15 protein-coding genes are annotated in these 17902 nt (G+C 50.8%); 12 read left to right on the top strand and 3 right to left on the bottom strand.

The window, feature by feature from the left end; all coding sequences use genetic code 11:
* Nucleotides 1–321 precede the first annotated feature (321 nt).
* The 3 genes from BC349_RS13085 to BC349_RS13075 all read right to left on the bottom strand — a co-directional run bounded on the left by BC349_RS13085 (nucleotide 322) and on the right by BC349_RS13075 (nucleotide 7385).
* Nucleotides 322–3435: a tetratricopeptide repeat protein gene (locus BC349_RS13085; RefSeq protein WP_187257219.1), complete on the bottom strand. Its 3114-nt coding sequence runs from the start codon at nucleotides 3433–3435 to the stop codon at nucleotides 322–324.
* Between the two features lie 173 nt (nucleotides 3436–3608).
* The gene (locus BC349_RS13080; protein ID WP_187257218.1) at nucleotides 3609–4778 is read right to left on the bottom strand and encodes a serine hydrolase domain-containing protein; all 1170 of its coding nucleotides are present in this window, start codon (nucleotides 4776–4778) and stop codon (nucleotides 3609–3611) included.
* Nucleotides 4779–4826: 48 nt separating this feature from the next.
* Entirely contained in the window at nucleotides 4827–7385 is a 2559-nt protein-coding gene (locus BC349_RS13075; protein ID WP_187257217.1) for a family 20 glycosylhydrolase, read from the bottom strand.
* Nucleotides 7386–7540: 155 nt separating this feature from the next.
* On the opposite strand from BC349_RS13075, the gene BC349_RS13070 reads away from it, so the two are divergent.
* The 12 genes from BC349_RS13070 to BC349_RS13015 all read left to right on the top strand — a co-directional run bounded on the left by BC349_RS13070 (nucleotide 7541) and on the right by BC349_RS13015 (nucleotide 17899).
* A complete protein-coding gene (locus BC349_RS13070; protein WP_187257216.1) occupies nucleotides 7541–7915 on the top strand; it encodes a holo-ACP synthase in 375 nt (124 codons plus the stop codon).
* Between the two features lie 13 nt (nucleotides 7916–7928).
* Complete coding sequence (gene flxY, locus BC349_RS13065; protein ID WP_187257215.1) at nucleotides 7929–9218, top strand: flexirubin biosynthesis putative acyl-CoA ligase FlxY; 1290 nt, start codon at nucleotides 7929–7931, stop codon at nucleotides 9216–9218.
* Between the two features lie 63 nt (nucleotides 9219–9281).
* Complete coding sequence (gene flxA / locus BC349_RS13060) at nucleotides 9282–10853, top strand: flexirubin biosynthesis tyrosine ammonia-lyase FlxA (RefSeq protein WP_187257214.1); 1572 nt, start codon at nucleotides 9282–9284, stop codon at nucleotides 10851–10853.
* A gap of 1 nt (nucleotide 10854) precedes the next feature.
* Entirely contained in the window at nucleotides 10855–11583 is a 729-nt protein-coding gene (gene flxB, locus BC349_RS13055) for a flexirubin biosynthesis SDR family reductase FlxB (protein ID WP_187257213.1), read from the top strand.
* A gap of 5 nt (nucleotides 11584–11588) precedes the next feature.
* Nucleotides 11589–12824, top strand: a complete 1236-nt coding sequence (locus BC349_RS13050; protein WP_187257212.1) for a beta-ketoacyl-[acyl-carrier-protein] synthase family protein — start codon at nucleotides 11589–11591, stop codon at nucleotides 12822–12824.
* 83 nt (nucleotides 12825–12907) lie between these two features.
* Nucleotides 12908–13165, top strand: coding sequence for an acyl carrier protein (locus tag BC349_RS13045; RefSeq protein WP_187257211.1), 258 nt, complete (start codon nucleotides 12908–12910; stop codon nucleotides 13163–13165).
* Nucleotides 13165–14046, top strand: a complete 882-nt coding sequence (locus BC349_RS13040) for a lysophospholipid acyltransferase family protein (protein WP_187257210.1) — start codon at nucleotides 13165–13167, stop codon at nucleotides 14044–14046. Before BC349_RS13045 ends, BC349_RS13040 begins: the two co-directional genes overlap by 1 nt.
* On the top strand, nucleotides 14043–14486 hold the full coding sequence (locus BC349_RS13035) for a hotdog family protein (RefSeq protein ID WP_187257209.1): 444 nt from the start codon (nucleotides 14043–14045) through the stop codon (nucleotides 14484–14486). Before BC349_RS13040 ends, BC349_RS13035 begins: the two co-directional genes overlap by 4 nt.
* Nucleotides 14487–14525: 39 nt before the next feature.
* On the top strand, nucleotides 14526–15167 hold the full coding sequence (locus tag BC349_RS13030) for a hypothetical protein (protein ID WP_187257208.1): 642 nt from the start codon (nucleotides 14526–14528) through the stop codon (nucleotides 15165–15167).
* Between the two features lie 19 nt (nucleotides 15168–15186).
* Nucleotides 15187–15615 (top strand): acyl-CoA thioesterase, encoded by a 429-nt coding sequence (locus BC349_RS13025; protein WP_187257207.1) that lies wholly within the window; start codon nucleotides 15187–15189, stop codon nucleotides 15613–15615.
* Nucleotides 15615–16784: a beta-ketoacyl-[acyl-carrier-protein] synthase family protein gene (locus BC349_RS13020; RefSeq protein WP_187257206.1), complete on the top strand. Its 1170-nt coding sequence runs from the start codon at nucleotides 15615–15617 to the stop codon at nucleotides 16782–16784. The genes BC349_RS13025 and BC349_RS13020 overlap by 1 nt, the downstream gene beginning before the upstream one ends.
* A gap of 17 nt (nucleotides 16785–16801) precedes the next feature.
* Nucleotides 16802–17899 (top strand): methyltransferase, encoded by a 1098-nt coding sequence (locus BC349_RS13015; protein WP_187257205.1) that lies wholly within the window; start codon nucleotides 16802–16804, stop codon nucleotides 17897–17899.
* Nucleotides 17900–17902 lie beyond the last annotated feature (3 nt).

Raw genomic sequence — 17902 nt, 5'->3', positions numbered from 1 at the left:
TTGTTTTTACAAGCAGGTATTCCCCTCCCTTGCGATCGTTCAGGTAGAGCAGTCTTCCCTCTCGCACTGCCTGGAAATGGGCGTCAAATTGTTCCGTTTTTAATTGGTAAGGGTTGGTGACACTCACATTCCATTTCCAAAAGAACCTGTGCCGCGGACCTGGATAAAAACCGTTTATCTTCCTTGCTGCCGTTTGGCAGCGCCAGCGCTAATGATCGGGTATGGGTTACTGTTACCACATTCTTCTGGGCCCAAATACAAGATGGAACCAGTAGTAACAGTATGATTCTTGTGATCTGTTTCATGGTGAAAGATTGGGATTTAGTCGCTACCCGGCAGCATGCCGCCGATGGTTTTGCCGATGGACTCCGCTGCCGGTGTGGCCGTTACATCCACTCCTGAATTGATGCCCAGTTTTCCACTGACCTTAATATCGCCTTTATCTGTAAGGGGGCCTTCCAGGGAGGCTTCCGCGCGGATGCCCACATCGGATACCCCATCGGGTCCCACCTCCACAAAGTATTGCACTTTCCCGCCGACACCTGCACCCATGGCATCCACAAATTCGGGGATGTCCGTGCCGATGAGCTCATTCTGGCTTTGTCCCAGTTCATTTTCGTTTTTCATATCCAGGCTGACTCCCACCCCTAAGGCCAGGGTGGATTTTTTTCCGATGAAATCACGCTCATATCCAAATACCAGTCCCGCTGCCTCCAATTCAAGCTCAAACTTGCTGCAGTCGCCCGTGAGCTTTGCTACAGCCACCTTGAACTTAAAGCTGATGGGACAATAAGGTGCGGGCAGTTCCAGCTCTTTCTTTTTCGGTTTTTTTTCAACCGGCTGGCAGGCGGGGTATTGGAATTCGGATGGCATCAAACCGGGCGGACTGATGGCAAATACCGCCCTTTCATAATAGGTGATGATTTTCTGTGCCTGGGTGAATCCCATGAGTTGGGACCACTGCATCAGTTCGATATTCAACTGGCGAATCGGTTCCGCGTATCGCTGGTTGAAATCATTATGGAGGTTGGCCATTTCCTGCAGGTAGATGTTCGAAGCGTTATTAAGTTCCCTGCAGCGCGCTTCGTCGTTAGCGGAATGCCCTTCCCCTGAAGGGTATTTTTTATGGATATCTGCTGTCGCGCCCTCATATTTGCCTTCGATTGCCTTTCTTGAATTGGCATACCCGGTTTCACGTGCCTTTTGCATTTCTGAAGTCATGCTGCCCAGTTTTTCCAGGAAGATCGGGTAGATTTTCCCGGCCCTCCGGTGCAACGGGGAAAGCGCCAGTTTCCTGTTGCCCTGGTTGAGCATGCCGTTCACTTCGCCCTGCATATTGGAAAGGGCCGCGGCGAGTTCAGCATTGATCTTTCCGGTAACGCCGCTCACCGCGTTGCTCCAGGCCAGCCATTCTGCGTTCAGCGCCTCTGCCGTTCCTACATTTTCACACTGTGGTGGAGGCAGGAATTTATTGGGATTGATATAATCCATTCCCATGGGCGGTTTGCGGTACAAAATATTGCCATAGTCCAGCCTGATTCCCTTGCGGTCTGCAAATATTTCACTGGCATGGTTATACGCCCGGCGCATGCTGTTGGCTATGAAAGTGGCGGCTGCCGAATTATTGCCCTCCAGTTCGGCAATGGCTGCCCGGGTATAGTTTGCCTGTGGGTGGTAGGGACTGTTTTGCAGGCATGCGTCCAGGGCAGTCTTACTTTTCTGCATGTCACCCATGGCATACCAGGCCTGTCCAAGGTTGTTCTGCACCGTGGAATTTTTCGGGTGACGGGCGGCCAGGTCGCGCAGGATGGGCAGCGCGCGGCTGGCAGCCTGGCTCATGTTCAGGGCGCCGGCGAGGTTATTGAGAATATAATCGTTGTTGGGCTGGAAAGCGGCAGCCTGTGCCAGGCACCAGAGCGCTTCGGCTTCATAGCCCTTGTACAATAGCATTACCCCCATGTCTGCCAGGTCAACGGCCTTGCTGTTGGCCGCCGAGAGCAGGCCTGCGGTATTCTTTTGCTGTAGTGCATCCAGGTTACGCTCTATATCAAATAATAGTTTTTTCAGGTAGGCATGACGGTTAGCAGCATTGAGGGTTACCGCCAACGCTGCTGCCTTTATTTTCGGATCCGGTACTGGCCTTTTCACGATGTTTTTGATCAGGGATGCCGGTGTGGCGGTAAAACCTTTGGTGGGTTCCGGCTGGTAAATGTCTACCCTGTTTTTTCTACCTGCACTACCGGTTTGCTGAATGACGTTGGCATGGCTGTTGCTGCCCGGTTTGGTAGCCTGTCCGGATGCCGGTTTGGTGGCTGGTTTACTGGCTGTCCCTGTGGCCTGTTTGGTGGCCGATGCTGGCTGGTTTCCGGCGAGCGGCTGCGACGCAGGCTTATTGTCCACCATGGCCTGCAGCTTGGAAAAATTAAACACATTCAACAGGTCGTTTTTGGCATTGACGAATACCTGCTCCTTCTCATGAATGCTGAAAAGCAGCACCATGAACCGGGGGGTTGACCTGGGTAAAGGGGATTTGTAATAGGCAGGATTGGGTTGTATGATGTATTGCTGGTAACGGTGATCCCTATCCGGGAAGGCATCAAATTCTTCCTGGGGAACACTGCCAACCACCGTGGCAGGCGCTTCCAGTTCAGCGGCGGATGAGGAAGCCAGCAAGGCCTGGATATTGCGGATGGATTTCCCGTAAAACTCCTTGATATTATTGATTTCCGTGCGGGCGTATTCGGCCTCTTCGGGAGCGGGATTTTTCCAGTTGTTGACTGTCTGCCGGATTTTCTTATCGTAATAAATGAGCAACTTTTGCAAGTATTGCTTCCGGCTCATGTACACAAAAGGAAGTTCGTTGCTTTTAGTGAAAATATAATGGTGCCGGCTGATCTCCTTTCCAAAACCGCCAAGGGTAGTATCAACAAAATACCAGTACCCGTCCTTTAAAACAGGTTGGTACCTGATGGTGGCACAGACATCTGTTTCAGGGTCTTCTTCATCAACCTGTTGCTTCACGAAAAATGAGCGATCATAATTCCAGTGATTGAAACGCACATTACAGGTGGAGGAGGTTTCCCTGGCTTCGGCCAGGATCCCTTTGGAATCACAATAGAGTGGTTTCAGGTAAAAACTTGCCTCATAGGAGTTACCCGTCGGGATGCCATTGGGCGGCAGGGAAGGCCTGTAATAGACCCCGCTATAGGTAATATTGAGGCCCCTGGGTTTATACCCGTTCAGCACCACCTGGTTGACCTGGTTGACAAAGTCTTTCTGCCGCAACAGGTCAGCGCTGGCAATTCCGGTAACGGAGCCTGCCTGTCCGGCTTTAAACCTGCCCGGGATTTGCAGGAGTTCCTCTTCCCTGCAGGTTTGGGAATAGGATGGCAAGGAACAGCAGAAAAGCCAGGCAAGGATGGCAGTTTTTCCCATCTGAGTTGGTTTTTAAAGCCATACTATCTTTTGTAGGAAGTATAGTACAAGCTGATTACTTTTCCAAGGTTAGCATAATACTATTGATCGGGGAAAGTACATGGATATTCCCGGTCATGGCATCGCCCCTATCAATTTATTATTTTTTGAAGAAGTAATCAAATTACCGGCCATTACCAGGTGCGGCCCGGGAACTTTTTCCCCATCAGGTAGAAAAGCACCTGCATGAAAACCTGTTCTGCGCCATTGTCCATATTGGAGAAAATGTAAAAGCTGAGGTTATCCGAAGGCAGATGGCGGAAAGAAGCCTGGAAGCCCCTCATGCCGCCATTGTGCCCACGAAGCGGGAGTCCGCCCGGATCTTCCACCATCCAGCCCAGGCCATAGTGAACAAAGGGCGGTTCGTGTTCCGGGTGTGATTCTTTTGCCCAGGTTTGAGCTATGGATTGCCTGGTTATATATTTTTCCTGCAGCAGGGCTGTGATCAGCAGGTTGAGCTCCTCTGTGGTCAAAAAAATGCCACCTGCAGATGTCCAGTGTGATGGATTATTCCCTTCACCGATTATTTTTTTACCTTCTTTAATCGCATAACCGGTACTGTAAGGAACAACTGACCTGTACCTGATTCCGGCAGGGTTTAATAATTGTTCCATGACTATCTCCTGGTAGGGTTTTTTATGCAAAAGTTCCAGGATCTTGCCCAATACAATAAATCCCGAATTGGAATAATGCAGTTTGAGCCCCGGGGTATCGCTTACCAGCTTCATATCCCTTACCAATTCCATATGCTGATCAATGGTGTGGGTCGTGCTGTCATTGTATTTCGGATGGTCAAAAAAGTCTCCCAGTCCCGATGTCTGGTTCAGGCAATGCCGGATGGTAATATTTCCGCCATTAACAATTTTCCATCGATCCGGAAGATAGCTGTTCACCGGGCGATCCAGCGCCAGTTTGTTGCGTTCCACCAACTGCATGATAAGAATAGCGGTGAGGCTTTTGCCTATGGAACCTATATTGAACCGGGTCTGCGGGCTGTTGGGGCGTTGCTCAGATTCAGAAGCCATGCCACGGCTCACCGACAATATTGTTTTTCCGTCCTGCACCAGCAGAAAGCTGCCTGAAAAATCAGATCGATTAATCATTAGCGTTATACTGTCGGCATCGGAAGGTGTCAGGTGGATCCTGGTCGTGTCGCCGGTGCAAATGATGAATGGTTTGAACCCTTCCGTATGCATCCCGGGAAGGTGCGGGGCCCGGTGCGGAACTATCGGAGCGGCATGCAACCCGGGAATGGTTCCTAAAAATAAAATCGAAAGCAAAAGCGCGAAACTTCCTTTTTTCATACAGGGGTTTCGCGCTTTGACTATCTGCCGGCTTAGCGGGTTACACCATTACGGATTTTTTATTTCAACGGTTCGGCTACCCCTGCCAGTGGTATTGAATGTTTTTGCCCTGATGGTTCCCTTCGTCTGTACGGGACCGTTATAAAGTGATGATCCGGCCCCTGGTTCTGATCCGTCGATCGTATAGCGGATCTGCAGGCCCGGAAACTGTGTGTTCAGTGTTACCTGGCCGCCTTCCAGTACAGCGCCGGGCGGGGGTATCCGATACTGGAATCCACCTGCATAGTTGTCTAGTCTCGGCAGTTCGCGCTTTCCGAGCTGGTTCGCGAATACGGACCAGGCATGTTGGTAATATGTTTTGGCCATAGTTGGGTCTTTTTCTGTTGCCCAGGCCGGATCGGCTGCCCATGCACGTTCTGCGAGCCCGAGTAATTTGGGCAGGGCCATGTATTCAAGCCTTTCTTCCGAGCGGATATTTTCAGCCCAGATCAGTCCCTGCAATCCCACGATATTGGTTTTACCGAAATCAGACAACAGGTCCTTGCCCACAAAAGCGCCGGGTTTGATCGGGTTACCCGCCGCATCTTCCTTTGTGTTTTTGAAATAGTCGTAGGGAATAAAATAAAAGGGCTTGTCCACATCGGTAAAACCACCCCAATAGTAGCCGGGCTCCTCAGGTGATCGGTGGTATGCCATGTCAAAATAATTGTTGCTTACGGGTGACAGCACTACCTGGTAGCCGGCATTGGCAAGGCGGTAGGGCAGGTCTTCGACACCCCATCCCACCATATTGTTCCATACATGCAGGCGATAACCTTCATTGGCAAGCCTGGGGTTTGCGATCAGTTTGTACTGACCATGTTCCCTGGTCTTGCGCATTCCCACTTCTTCCCAGCCGGAGAGTTGCAGGTTGCGTGCTTTAAGGATGGCTGCCACTTTTTTATAATAGTAGTACCACAGGTCGTCGGTCACTTCCAGTTCCGGATCCGCAGCAATCAGTTCCTGGCAGAGCGGCGATTTTTCCCATGCACCATTGGGCACTTCATCTCCGCCCATGTGGATGCCCGTTAGGGGAGCACCCGCTTCTTTGTACATACCAACAATATCGTCCACCACCTTCTCAATGAAATTGTAAACGGAAGGCAATGCCACGCACATAACATTGTCGGTCCAGTATTGTGCGGTGCTGTAAACGGACTGGTCGAGTGTGTCGCGAAGCAGGTATTGTAATGCAGCTTCCCGGTTACCTTCCTGCATGTAGCGACGGTATCTTGCATCCATGGCCTTGATGGCGGCACGTGCATGTCCGGGTGTTTCCACTTCAGGCAGAATTTGAATATGCCTTTCAGTGGCATAACGAAGTATCTCGATAAAATCCTGGCGGGAATAGAATCCGCTGGCCGGGTGTTTGCCGGTGGTAGGGCCGGCACCATAAGAGGGCGGCAGGTTATTCTTACCATCCAGCGGATGGCCTCGCTGGGCGCCTACCTGTGTCAGTTCGGGGAAAGAGGGCATTTCTATGCGCCAGCCTTCATCATCACTGAAATGGAGATGCAGGGTATTGAGTTTGTACAGGGCCATCAGGTCTATGAATTTCATCAGTTCCTTCCTGGTCTGGAAATTCCTGGCGATGTCGAGCATGAAACTGCGGAAACCGAAACGGGGCGCATCTTCCACGCTGACTGCCGGCACGGCGATGGTCGGTTGTGCGGCCTTCCAGGTGGCAGGCGGCATTAGTGAGAGCATGGATTGAATACCGTAAAATGCACCGGCGCCACTGCCTGCGCTGATGATGATATCATCGGGTTTAACCTCGAGCTGGTAAGCCTCTTCCTTCATTTCTTTTTGCTGAAAGGAGATAGCCGGCACCCGGTTGAAAGGCCCCGTAGTCATTACAGGGATAGCGGTTCCCGTTAGTTTGCCGATTTCCGCCGCCAGGTATGCCGCTTCCCTGTTGAATGCCGCTGGGGCAATAATCACTGTATTCTTTCCGATCAGGAACTCTCCCTTGCCCTCCTTGTAGGAAACAGGACTTGGAAGGATTTTAGGATAGCGTTCCGCGTCCAGGTCTTTTGTAGCCGCCTGTTGATGGAAAAGATCGGCGGGTGTTTTATAGGATGCAGTGGTATCGCGAAAGGAGCCGGTTGAAAAATTTGTGAGGGCATATCCTTTATCAGGCCGGGCATCCCAAACCAGGTAGAGTCCACCGGGTGCGGTGGTTAAATTGAAGGAACTTCCATTGGTTTCGTATTGAACTGTCTGGCGGCCGCCTTTTTTCAGTCCCTTAAAACCTGCAGCCGGACTCATTTTGAATACATCACCATTGACATGGGCAAACTCAATATCGCCTTTGCCTTTGTTGGAAAAAATTTCCCGGCTGCTCGTAAAATAGATGGTCCAGCCGCTGGCAGGAAAATCCTTTTTCCCCTTATTGGTCAGCGTTAGTTCATTCAGCGCCACCGATTTCCCCATGTAATTATTGGTCACCAGGCTCCATTCGACAGCCAGGTCGCTGGCGCTGAAGGCGGGTGATTTCTGGGCCAGGAGAGGAGCGTTTGTAATTGTTACCAGGCAGGTCAGCAGCAGTAATCCGGCAATTCGTTTCATGCGTTAAAAGAGATTTTGTGAGGGAAGTTACAACAAACAGTTTGTCAGGCCAGTTTGCCGCCTGTCCACATTCAAAGTAAAACCATCGCGTCTACCCCGGCTTTTTAAGTAGTTTTGCGGAAAAATTCATCCTCCGAACCCCTTATTCTTGCACCATGATTCTCGGAACCGGAATTGATATTATTGAAGTGGATCGTATTGCCGAAAAGATCGGTAAGAACCAGGGCTTCCGCGAACTGGTATTCTCACCAAAGGAAATTGCTTACTGTGAAAAGCAGGTCCACAGCCACCAGCATTATGCCGGCCGCTTTGCTGCCAAGGAGGCATTTCTGAAAGCATTGGGTACCGGCTGGCTGAACGGTACCGCTTTCAATGAAATTGAAGTGACCCACGACAGCAATGGACAGCCGCAGCTCGAACTAAAGGGCGGTACCGCTGAAACGCTTGCCAGTCGTAAGATCCGCCGCATCCATGTATCTTTATCCCATCAAAAGACCATGGCCACGGCAATTGTAATCCTGGAAGATTAAGAACCAAAAGACTATGTATTCTCCCGATATTTCATTTGAATCAACAGCCAGTATCCGTTCAAAGCAGGAGCAAAAACTGCAGGAAACCATCGCGTATCTCGCGGCGCATTCTCCTTTTTACCGGGAAATGTTCAGCACCAATGGCATACATCCCGACAGCGTCAAAACGCTGGAAGACCTGCAACTCCTGCCTGTCACCAATAAAGAGGACCTGCAGTTGCGCAACTGGGACTTCCTCTGCGTACCGCGCCATCGCATCGCAGAATATATGGCCAGTTCGGGAACCCTGGGCTCACCCGTAACGGTTGCGCTGACGGAAAATGACCTGCAGCGGCTGGCTTTCAATGAATACTGTTCTTTTGTCAGCGCCGGTGGTACAAAGGAGGACACTTACCAGTTGATGTTGACGCTGGACCGGCAGTTCATGGCGGGTATAGCCTATTATCTGGGCATCAGGCAACTCGGGGCTGGGCTCGTGCGTGTTGGTCCGGGTGCCCCCTTCCTGCATTGGGAAACCATCAAAAGGGTGAAGCCGACCGTCATCGTGGCGGTACCTTCCTTCCTGGTGAAACTAATCGAGTATGCGGAAGCGCACCATATCAACCTGAACGAATCCGGCGTGAAAACGGCCATCTGCATTGGCGAAAGCATCCGCCATGCCGATAACAGTCCCAATAAACTGGCGCAAAAAATCACTGAAAACTGGAACATCAAACTGTTTGGAACCTATGCCTCCACGGAAATGCAAACAGCTTTTACCGAATGTACAGAAGGGAAGGGCGGCCACCTGAACCCCGGGTTGATGATCCTGGAGTTGCTGGATGAACACAACCAGCCGGTGGCGCCTGGTGAGGAAGGCGAAGTAACCGTAACCACCCTTGGCGTGGAAGGCATGCCGCTGCTGCGCTACAAAACGGGCGACATCTGCAGGCGGTATGATGAAACCTGCGCCTGTGGCAGGAACACACCGCGACTGTCTGCCGTCATCGGCCGTAAAAAACAGATGATCAAGCTGAAGGGCACCACCCTGTATCCGCCTGCTATCTATGACCTGCTGAACGAAATGGAGGAAGTGGCGGATTATGTGGTAGAATTGCAATCCAATGAATGGGGCACGGATGAAGTGCTGTTGCACCTGCACGTACACAATCCCGCTGAATCAACTGCGAATAAGATAAAAGAACAACTTCGTTCAAGGCTGCGGGTGATCCCTGAAATCGTTTTCGTATCGGCGCCCGAGCTGCACCGGATCCAGTTCCCTGAAGGCGGCAGGAAAGCGCAGAAACTCATTGATAACCGCTAAAACGCTGATTTTTTGCGGTTTTGCCGTAAATTTGAAACCTTTTAAATAACTGCTCAATACCTGTTGAAATTGATTACCGAGAAACATTTAACCCTATCGGATTTCCGCGACATCGTTTGTAACGAGAAGGCGGTCACCATAGATCAAACCATCCTGGAAAAAGTTGCCAAAAACCACGAATTCCTGAAAGGCTTTGCCTCCAACAAGATCATTTACGGCATCAACACCGGTTTCGGTCCCATGGCCCAGTACCGGGTCAGCGAGGAGAACCTGATCGCCCTTCAGTACAACCTGATCCGCAGCCACAGTTCCGGCAGCGGCAAACCTATTGATCCCATCCTGGTTCGCGGCTTGTTGCTGGCGCGACTCAATAATTTTCTGCAGGGCTATTCCGGTGTTCACCCCGAACTGGTGGAATTGCTGGTGGAATTACTGAATAAAAAAGTGTATCCTGTCATTTATGAACATGGCGGAGTGGGTGCCAGCGGCGACCTCGTGCAACTGGCCCACCAGGCCCTGACCCTGATCGGCGAAGGGGATGTCTGGTATAAAAATGAAATGCGCCCGACAGCGGAAGTGTTTGCCGAGCTGGGGATCAGGCCGCTGAAAATACATGTGAGGGAAGGACTGGCCCTGATCAACGGAACCTCCTGCATGACCGGCGTCGGACTGATGAACCTGCTGCAGGCGAAAAAGCTGCTGGAATGGTCGGTGCTGCTTTCCGCCATGACCAATGAGGTGGTGGAAGCCTATGATGACCATTTCTCGCATGAGCTCAATCATGTAAAACACCATCCCGGCCAGCAGGCCGTGGCGGCCATGATGCGTTCCCTGCTGGGAGACAGCAAGATGATCCGCAGCCGTAAGAAGCACCTCTATGAAGGGGATAAAATGGATCAGGATGTGTTTGAAGACAAAGTGCAGGAATACTATTCGCTCCGCTGCGTAACGCAGGTGCTGGGCCCCATCCACGATACCATTGAACAGGCGGAGAAAGTGCTGGTAGCAGAATTCAACTCGGTGAACGATAACCCCATCATTGACCATGAGAACGCCAATATATTCCATGGCGGTAATTTCCATGGCGATTATGTGTCGCTGGAGATGGACAAGCTGAAGATCGCCATCACCAAGTTGTCGATGCTCGCCGAGCGCCAGTTGAACTACCTGTTGAACTCCAAGCTGAATGAGAAGTTTCCGCCCTTCCTGAACATGGGTACGCTGGGATTGAATTTCGGCATCCAGGGCATGCAGTTCACGGCCACTTCCACCGTTGCCGAGAACCAGACCTTCAGTGCCCCGATGTATATCCACAGCATTCCGAACAACAACGATAACCAGGATATTGTGAGCATGGGAAGCAATGCGGCCCTGCTAACCCGTCGGGTGATCAACAACTCTTTTGAGGTACTGGCCATCCAGACCATGGCGGTAGCGCAGGCAGTGGATTACCTGGCATGCCAGGACCGAATGGCTTCCGCCACCCTGGAAAACTACCGGCAGGTGCGGAATATCTTCCCGGTCTTTGTGGAAGACCAGCCCAGGTACAGGGACATAGAAAAGGTCAAATCTTATTTTGAAAACGCCGACCCGGTGGTAAGCCATGCGGCGCAGATAACCAGTAAAAAATTATAGTATGAAATGTGTTCTGGTAACAGGCGGTTCCCGTGGAATCGGGAGGGCGGTTTGCCTGAAAATGGCGTCCCTCGGATATTTTGTACTGGTGAACTACAAGGGCAACCGCCAGGCGGCGGAGGAAACACTGGCCATGATCCGCGAAGCCGGGGGAGATGGTGAGCCGATGCCTTTTGATGTGCAGGATAAGGAACAGGTGAAAGCCGTGCTGGGCGGATGGATCGAAGCCAACAAGGAAAAATATATTGAGGTGCTGGTGAACAATGCCGGCATCAAGGACGATACCCTGATGATGTGGATGAAGGATGAGCAGTGGGAAAACGTGCGGTCAACCAGCCTGGACGGCTTTTTTTATGTAACCCGCGAAGTACTCAGCGCCATGCTGATCCGCAAGAGTGGCCGCATCGTGAACATCGTATCCCTGTCGGGACTCAAGGGTATGGCGGGGCAGGTCAACTATTCCGCTGCCAAGGCGGGCGTGATCGGCGCCACCAAGGCCCTGGCACAGGAAATTGGAAAGAGGGGCATCACGGTGAATGCCGTGGCGCCGGGATTCATTCATACAGACATGACGGAAGGGTTGAATGAAAAGGAATTAAAGGCCATGATCCCGGTACAGCGATTTGGCCGGCCTGATGAAGTAGCGCATGCGGTTGCATTTTTGGCTTCTCCGGATTCTGGTTATATTACAGGTGTTGTATTATCGGTAAACGGAGGACTATATACGTAATGGGTATGAACAGAGTTGTGATAACAGGCATGGGGATTTATTCCTGTATCGGGAAGAACCTGGAAGAAGTGAAGCAGTCACTTTTTGAGGGGAAGTCCGGTATCGTGCTGGACCAGGCGCGCAAGGAATTTGGTTACCGGTCGGGGCTTACGGGTTATGTGGACCGGCCCAACCTGAAAGGGGTGCTGGACAGGCGGGCGCGTATCATGCTGCCGGAGCAGGGGGAGTATGCTTTCATGGCAACCAAGCAGGCGCTGGAGCAGGCGGGCATCACTGAAGAGATGCTCGACAAGATGGAGATCGGCGTATTGTATGGCAATGACAGTTCAGCAGAGCCGGTCGTAACCGGAACAGACCTCATTCGCGAGAAAAAAGATACCACCCTGGTAGGATCCGGTTCCGTATTCCAGGTCATGAATTCCACCGTGACCATGAACCTGGCCACCATATTCCGGCTCAGGGGAGTGAATTTTACCATCAGTGCGGCTTGTGCCAGCGGTAGTCACGCCATCGGCCTCGGTTATCATTTCATTAAATCGGGCATGCAGGAAGCGGTTATCTGTGGGGGTGCACAGGAACTGAACATCTATTCCATGGGCAGTTTTGATGCCCTTTCTGCTTTTTCCATCAGGGAATCTGATCCCACCAAAGCCTCCAGGCCATTCGACAAGAATCGCGACGGCCTGATCCCAAGTGGCGGTGCGGCCACCGTGATCCTGGAAAGCCTGGAATCGGCGCTGGCACGGGGAGCTACCATCCTGGGCGAAGTCGTCGGTTATGGCGTATCGTCCAACGGCGGACATATTTCCAACCCAACAGTTGACGGTCCGGTGCGGGCATTGAATATGGCCTTAAAAGACGCGGGCCTGCAGCCTTCGGATATTTTTTATATCAACGCGCATGCCACATCAACCCCTGCGGGAGACAGCAGTGAGGCCAGGGCCATCCACGAAGTATTCGGTGACAGCTATCCTTATGTCAGCTCCACCAAATCCATGACCGGCCATGAGTGCTGGATGGCGGGAGCCAGCGAGATCGTGTACAGTATGATCATGATGCAGAACGGTTTCATTGCACCCAATATCAATTTCGAGGAACCCGATGAGGATTCGGCCCGGATCAACCTGGTGACAAAGACGATTGAAAAGGAGTTTGATTGTTTCCTGTCGAACTCATTCGGGTTCGGCGGAACGAATTCATCGCTGATCGTGAAGAAGTATATTGCCCCGGTCACTCATTGACAGTATCGCCCATTCACCCTGAAAAATGCCGTTTCCACCTAAAATAATATACACTAAACCTGAACTATCCTAAATTCGCCGCTATGACAAATGTTCAACTTATCGAGAAGATCAATACCCTGCTGGTAGATGAATTTGAAGTGGATGCTGACCAGATCACTCCGGAAGCCAATCTCAAAGAGGCGCTGGAACTCGACAGCCTGGACTATATTGATATGGTGGTGGTGTTGGAGCATCATTTCGGCTTTAAGGTAAAGCCCGAAGATTTCTCCGGTATCGAGACCCTGCAGGATTTTTATGATTATGTAGCCAACCGCATGAACACAAAAGCCCTGGCATAATGGCTTCCTGGGAGGGCAGGTCCAAAGCGACCCCGCTGGGCTACCGGATATTTGTCGGTATTTTGAAAATGTTTGGACTGAAGCCGGCTTATGCGCTGCTGAGGGTAGTGGCCGGATACTACTTCCTCTTTTCCATGGAGTCCAACAGTTCGCTGTACGATTATTTCCATAGGCGGCTGGGGTATCCAAAGTGGAAAGCCTTCCGAAAGATCTATCGCAATTATTATGAATTTGGCCAGACGCTCATTGACAAAGTAGCTGTGATGGCGGGTTTGCGAGTTCCCTTCACCTATGATTTTGAGGGAGAACATTACCTGAGGCAGATGGTAGCTGAAGGGCGGGGAGGCATGTTGTTGAGCGCTCATATCGGTAACTGGGAAATAGCCGGACACCTGCTCAAACGCCTGGAGACAACCATCAATGTGGTCATGTACGACGGCGAACATGAGCAGATAAAAGCTTATCTTGAACAGGTAACCGGTGGCCGCAATATGAAGCTGATCCTCATCAGGGAAGATCTATCCCATATTTACGCCATCAATGAGGCCCTGGAAAAAAATGAACTGGTTTGTATGCATGCCGACCGTTTCCTGGAAGGCAATAAAACGCTGTCGGCAACACTGCTTGGCTCCGCTGCCAGGTTTCCCGCGGGGCCTTTCCTGCTGGCATCGGCACTAAATGTACCCGTATCCTATGTCTACGCGTTCAAGGAATCAACTGTGCATTACCACCTGTATGCCAGTGAGCCGGTACTGTATAACCAGGGAGCCAGGAAGGAAAGACAGGAAAGGGCCCTGGCTGATTTTGTAGCCGAAACGGAAAAACGAATTCACCAATATCCTGTGCAGTGGTTCAATTATTATGATTTCTGGAAGCAATGAGTTTACTGAATAAAGAAAATATAACCAGCGTCATCCCGCAGCGTCCGCCGTTTGTAATGATCGACGAACTGATTCAATGTGATGAAAACCTTACCCGGACGGCCTTCACCGTTAGGCAGGATAATCTCTTCCTGGAAAATGGCCGCCTGGGGTCTTCCGCGATGGTGGAAAATATTGCACAGACGGCTGCCGCGGGATCCGGATATAAAGCACTGAAGGAAAACGGCCCCGTGCTGGTTGGTTTCATCGGGGCGATCAAAAACCTGGTGATTGCAGACCTGCCCGCCGCAGGTGACCTGCTGCAAACGGAAACCAGGCTGGTGAATTCGGTATTCAATGTTTCAATTGTGGAAGGCAAAGTGTTTAGTGGTGACAAACTGATGGCCAGTTGCGAAATGAAAATTTTCCTTCAGCCGCCGACAGGCCGCCCCGATGCATAACAATTAACTGTTCCTTTTATACCAATTAAACTTTTGACCATGAAACAACTAACCAAACAAATTGTCCTCTCTGTTTTACTGTTGTCCTCAGTAATCATTGTCAGTGCACAGAAAGCCGCTGATATCCTGAACTCAAGTGTACCGATGGTTTACCTGGGTGTTGATTTTTCGGAAGCCAGGGTCATCAATGATTTTTCCGCAACAGCCTATGATATAAAGAACCGTCATTTCCAGGGCATCAACCAGGTAGTGGTTAACGAATCGGATAAATTCAATTGGCAGAAATACCTGGAGCGGTCCAATATCAGCAGTGACATCACAGTTACACAGGCTGTCAATAACAAGATTGATGAAAACAAGATCAGTTCCACCAACACAGCCGATGAAAGCAGGCTGAAGGAATCCGATATCCAGGGCATAGTGAACGGCTATGAGCTGAAGGATAAAACCGGTGTTGGTTTGGTGGTGATCATGGAAGCCCTGAATAAATCGGGTGAATCTGCTGCGATGTACATTACATTTATCGACCTGGCTTCCAAAAAAGTACTGTATACCGAGAGGATGGTTGAAAAAGCCGGCGGATTTGGATTCCGTAATTATTATGCAAGCACTATCTATAAGGCTATGCAAACCATTAAGAAAAATAAGCTCAAGGGCTGGCGTTCGAAGTTCGGCTCCTGAGAGAACCTTAAATAAACTGATGAAGCAGGTTTCATTATCGCATTTAACAGAGGTGGTGGTCAGGTTTAATGAAGCCGATCCGCTGGGTATTGTCTGGCACGGGCATTATGTTCGTTATTTTGAAGATGGCCGCGAGGCTTTTGGCCAGGAGTATGGCCTGAGCTACCTGCATATTTATAAGCAGGGTTTTACCGTTCCGGTGGTAAAGATCCAGTGTGATTACAAGAAATCACTCCGCTATGGCGACCGGATGATCATTGAAACCATGTACACTGCCTGCGATGCGGCCAGGCTCGAATTCAATTATACCCTGTACAATGCCGCAACCAGGGACATTGTTGCAAAGGGAAGTACGGTCCAGGTTTTCCTGGATCGCGAAAACAATTTACTGCAGTTAACCAATCCGCCTTTCTTTGAAGAGTGGAAGCAAAAATATTTGAAAAGGTAATGAAGGCGGAGCAGAAGACCTATGTGGTGGCCAATCATGTTTTGTCGCCCATGGCCAGCGGAACGGCTGCCCATGTGGATGCCATGTTGTTAGGTGAAACAGGCGTCCGTTTCAGTCATCGCCAGGAATACCATGGGCAGGGGGTTTGTGCTTCACTGTTTTCGGCTGAAGACTGGAAAGAGCTGCACACGCGCTTTCCCGGAGACTGGTCCCCATTTGAACTGCTCTTACTGGGATCCTTAACCGAAGTACTCAAACAGGCACCGGTTGACCTGGCTGATCCGCGCACGCTATTGCTGGTGGCATCCACCAAGGGAAATATCGGTTTGCTGGAGCCGTCAACAACGGATCCGGAGGCTGTCAGTTCACTGTCGGCATCGGCCTCAAAGGTCGGCCGTCACTTCGGATATCATGCCGAACCGATTGTGGTATCAAATGCCTGTATTTCTGGTATGACGGCATTACTGGTAGCAAAAAGACTGATGGATAGTGGCCTGTACGACCAGGCGGTGGTAACGGGTGCCGACTGTATTTCACCCTTCATCATAGCCGGGTTCAGGTCTTTCCAGGCGCTTAGTGATGAACCATGCAGGCCATTTGACCTGAACAGGAAAGGCATCAACCTGGGTGAAGCTGCTGCATCGATGGTATTGGCAAAACTGCAGGTTGACGGGCCAGGTCCGGCAGGCACTGCGGGATTGGTTTACCTGGCCGCGGGTTCCACCAGCAATGATGCCAACCATATCTCCGGCCCTTCGCGCACGGGAGAAGAAATGGCCCAGGCCATTATGGCTGCGATGGAGAATGCAGGCCTTGAGCCCCGGGATATAGGGTTTATTGCCGCCCATGGTACGGCTACCCCCTATAACGACGAAATGGAATCAAAGGCTTTTACACAAGCGGCATTGCAAAATGTGCCCGCTTTCAGCCTGAAAGCTTATTTTGGGCACACACTGGGAGCGGCCGGATTGTTAGAGTCGGCCATTTCGGTCGAAGCATTGAAACGGGGGCTGATACTGGCATCCAGGGGTTATGAAGAACATGGGGTAAGCATGCCTGTTATCATTGCAAAGGAACATTATCAACAACCGGGTATGCAACACTTCCTGAAAACAGGTTCCGGTTTCGGGGGCTGTAACGCGGCATTAATATTCAGTAAAAACAATTAAGCTATATTATTTTCTCTATGAACCATTTTTCAAAAGACACCAAAACGGCATTGGAGGCAAAAGAAGAAGCGCAACGCATCGCATTCGGACCGGTAGTATTCCAGGCAGCACAAACCATGCGACGCAATGGGCTGCTGAAGGCAATCCGCGAAGCAGGAAAAACCGGAATCACCATCGAAGCGGCTGCAGAAAAAACAGGCCTTTCCCATTATGGCGCCCGTGTGTTGATGGAAGCCGGACTGGGTATGGGTGCCCTCATCGTGAATGATGACAGGTACAGTCTAACCAAAACCGGGTTCTTCCTGCTCAGTGACCCGCTGACCGCCGTGAACATGGACTTTATAGGAGATGTTTGTTATGAAGGACTGGCAGATCTTGACAAGAGCATCGAAAACGGCAAGCCGGAAGGCCTCAAAGTTTTTGGTGAATGGCCAACGATCTATGAAGGCCTTTCCAAACTCCCGAAAGACATCCAGACCAGCTGGTTCAATTTTGACCATTATTATTCCGATGGGTCCTTTCCGCTGGCATTGCCAATGGTATTTGAAACCGGCGTTAAAAACATCATCGACATCGGTGGCAATACAGGAAAATGGGCCATCTCCTGCGCACAATATGCCCCGGATATCCATGTAACCATTATGGATTTACCCGGACAGGTAAATATGGCCATGGAAAGGATCGAATCTCTGGGCCTGTCGGATCGCATTAGTTTTCACCCGGTAAATATCCTGGATGAAGCACAGCAATTCCCGAGGGGACACGACGGTATCTGGATGAGCCAGTTCCTGGATTGTTTCTCCGATGCGGAAATAACGTCGATCCTTAAGCGCTGTAATACTGCCCTTGATGAAAATGGTTATGTTTTCATCCTGGAAAACTTCTGGGACTGCCAGCGCTTTGCCGCGGCGGCTTTCAGCCTGCAGATGACGTCTCTCTATTTCACTGCCATGGCCAACGGGAACAGCCAGATGTATGATTCCGCCGTATTTAAGAAGTGCATAGAGGATGCGGGACTTATGATCGAAAAACAAATTGACCATATCGGTGAAGGCGGTCATACCCTGCTCATCTGCCGCAAACAAAAAGCAACTCAACATTTCAATCATCCATAAACC

The organism is Flavihumibacter stibioxidans (assembly GCF_014332695.1).
Taxonomy (GTDB): Bacteria; Bacteroidota; Bacteroidia; order Chitinophagales; family Chitinophagaceae; genus Flavihumibacter; species Flavihumibacter stibioxidans.
Note: the sequence above shows the minus strand (reverse complement) of the source record. Positions and strands in the feature narration are given on the sequence as shown.

Bases quoted from the DNA above. Each gene is read 5' to 3' on its own strand.
- BC349_RS13085 (WP_187257219.1), bottom strand. From the start codon at position 3,435: ATGGGAAAAACTGCCATCCTTGCCTGGCTTTTCTGCTGTTCCTTGCCA.
- BC349_RS13080 (WP_187257218.1), bottom strand. From the start codon at position 4,778: ATGAAAAAAGGAAGTTTCGCGCTTTTGCTTTCGATTTTATTTTTAGGA.
- BC349_RS13075 (WP_187257217.1), bottom strand. From the start codon at position 7,385: ATGAAACGAATTGCCGGATTACTGCTGCTGACCTGCCTGGTAACAATT.
- BC349_RS13070 (WP_187257216.1), top strand. From the start codon at position 7,541: ATGATTCTCGGAACCGGAATTGATATTATTGAAGTGGATCGTATTGCC.
- flxY (WP_187257215.1), top strand. From the start codon at position 7,929: ATGTATTCTCCCGATATTTCATTTGAATCAACAGCCAGTATCCGTTCA.
- flxB (WP_187257213.1), top strand. From the start codon at position 10,855: ATGAAATGTGTTCTGGTAACAGGCGGTTCCCGTGGAATCGGGAGGGCG.
- BC349_RS13050 (WP_187257212.1), top strand. From the start codon at position 11,589: ATGAACAGAGTTGTGATAACAGGCATGGGGATTTATTCCTGTATCGGG.
- BC349_RS13045 (WP_187257211.1), top strand. From the start codon at position 12,908: ATGACAAATGTTCAACTTATCGAGAAGATCAATACCCTGCTGGTAGAT.
- BC349_RS13040 (WP_187257210.1), top strand. From the start codon at position 13,165: ATGGCTTCCTGGGAGGGCAGGTCCAAAGCGACCCCGCTGGGCTACCGG.
- BC349_RS13035 (WP_187257209.1), top strand. From the start codon at position 14,043: ATGAGTTTACTGAATAAAGAAAATATAACCAGCGTCATCCCGCAGCGT.
- BC349_RS13030 (WP_187257208.1), top strand. From the start codon at position 14,526: ATGAAACAACTAACCAAACAAATTGTCCTCTCTGTTTTACTGTTGTCC.
- BC349_RS13025 (WP_187257207.1), top strand. From the start codon at position 15,187: ATGAAGCAGGTTTCATTATCGCATTTAACAGAGGTGGTGGTCAGGTTT.
- BC349_RS13020 (WP_187257206.1), top strand. From the start codon at position 15,615: ATGAAGGCGGAGCAGAAGACCTATGTGGTGGCCAATCATGTTTTGTCG.
- BC349_RS13015 (WP_187257205.1), top strand. From the start codon at position 16,802: ATGAACCATTTTTCAAAAGACACCAAAACGGCATTGGAGGCAAAAGAA.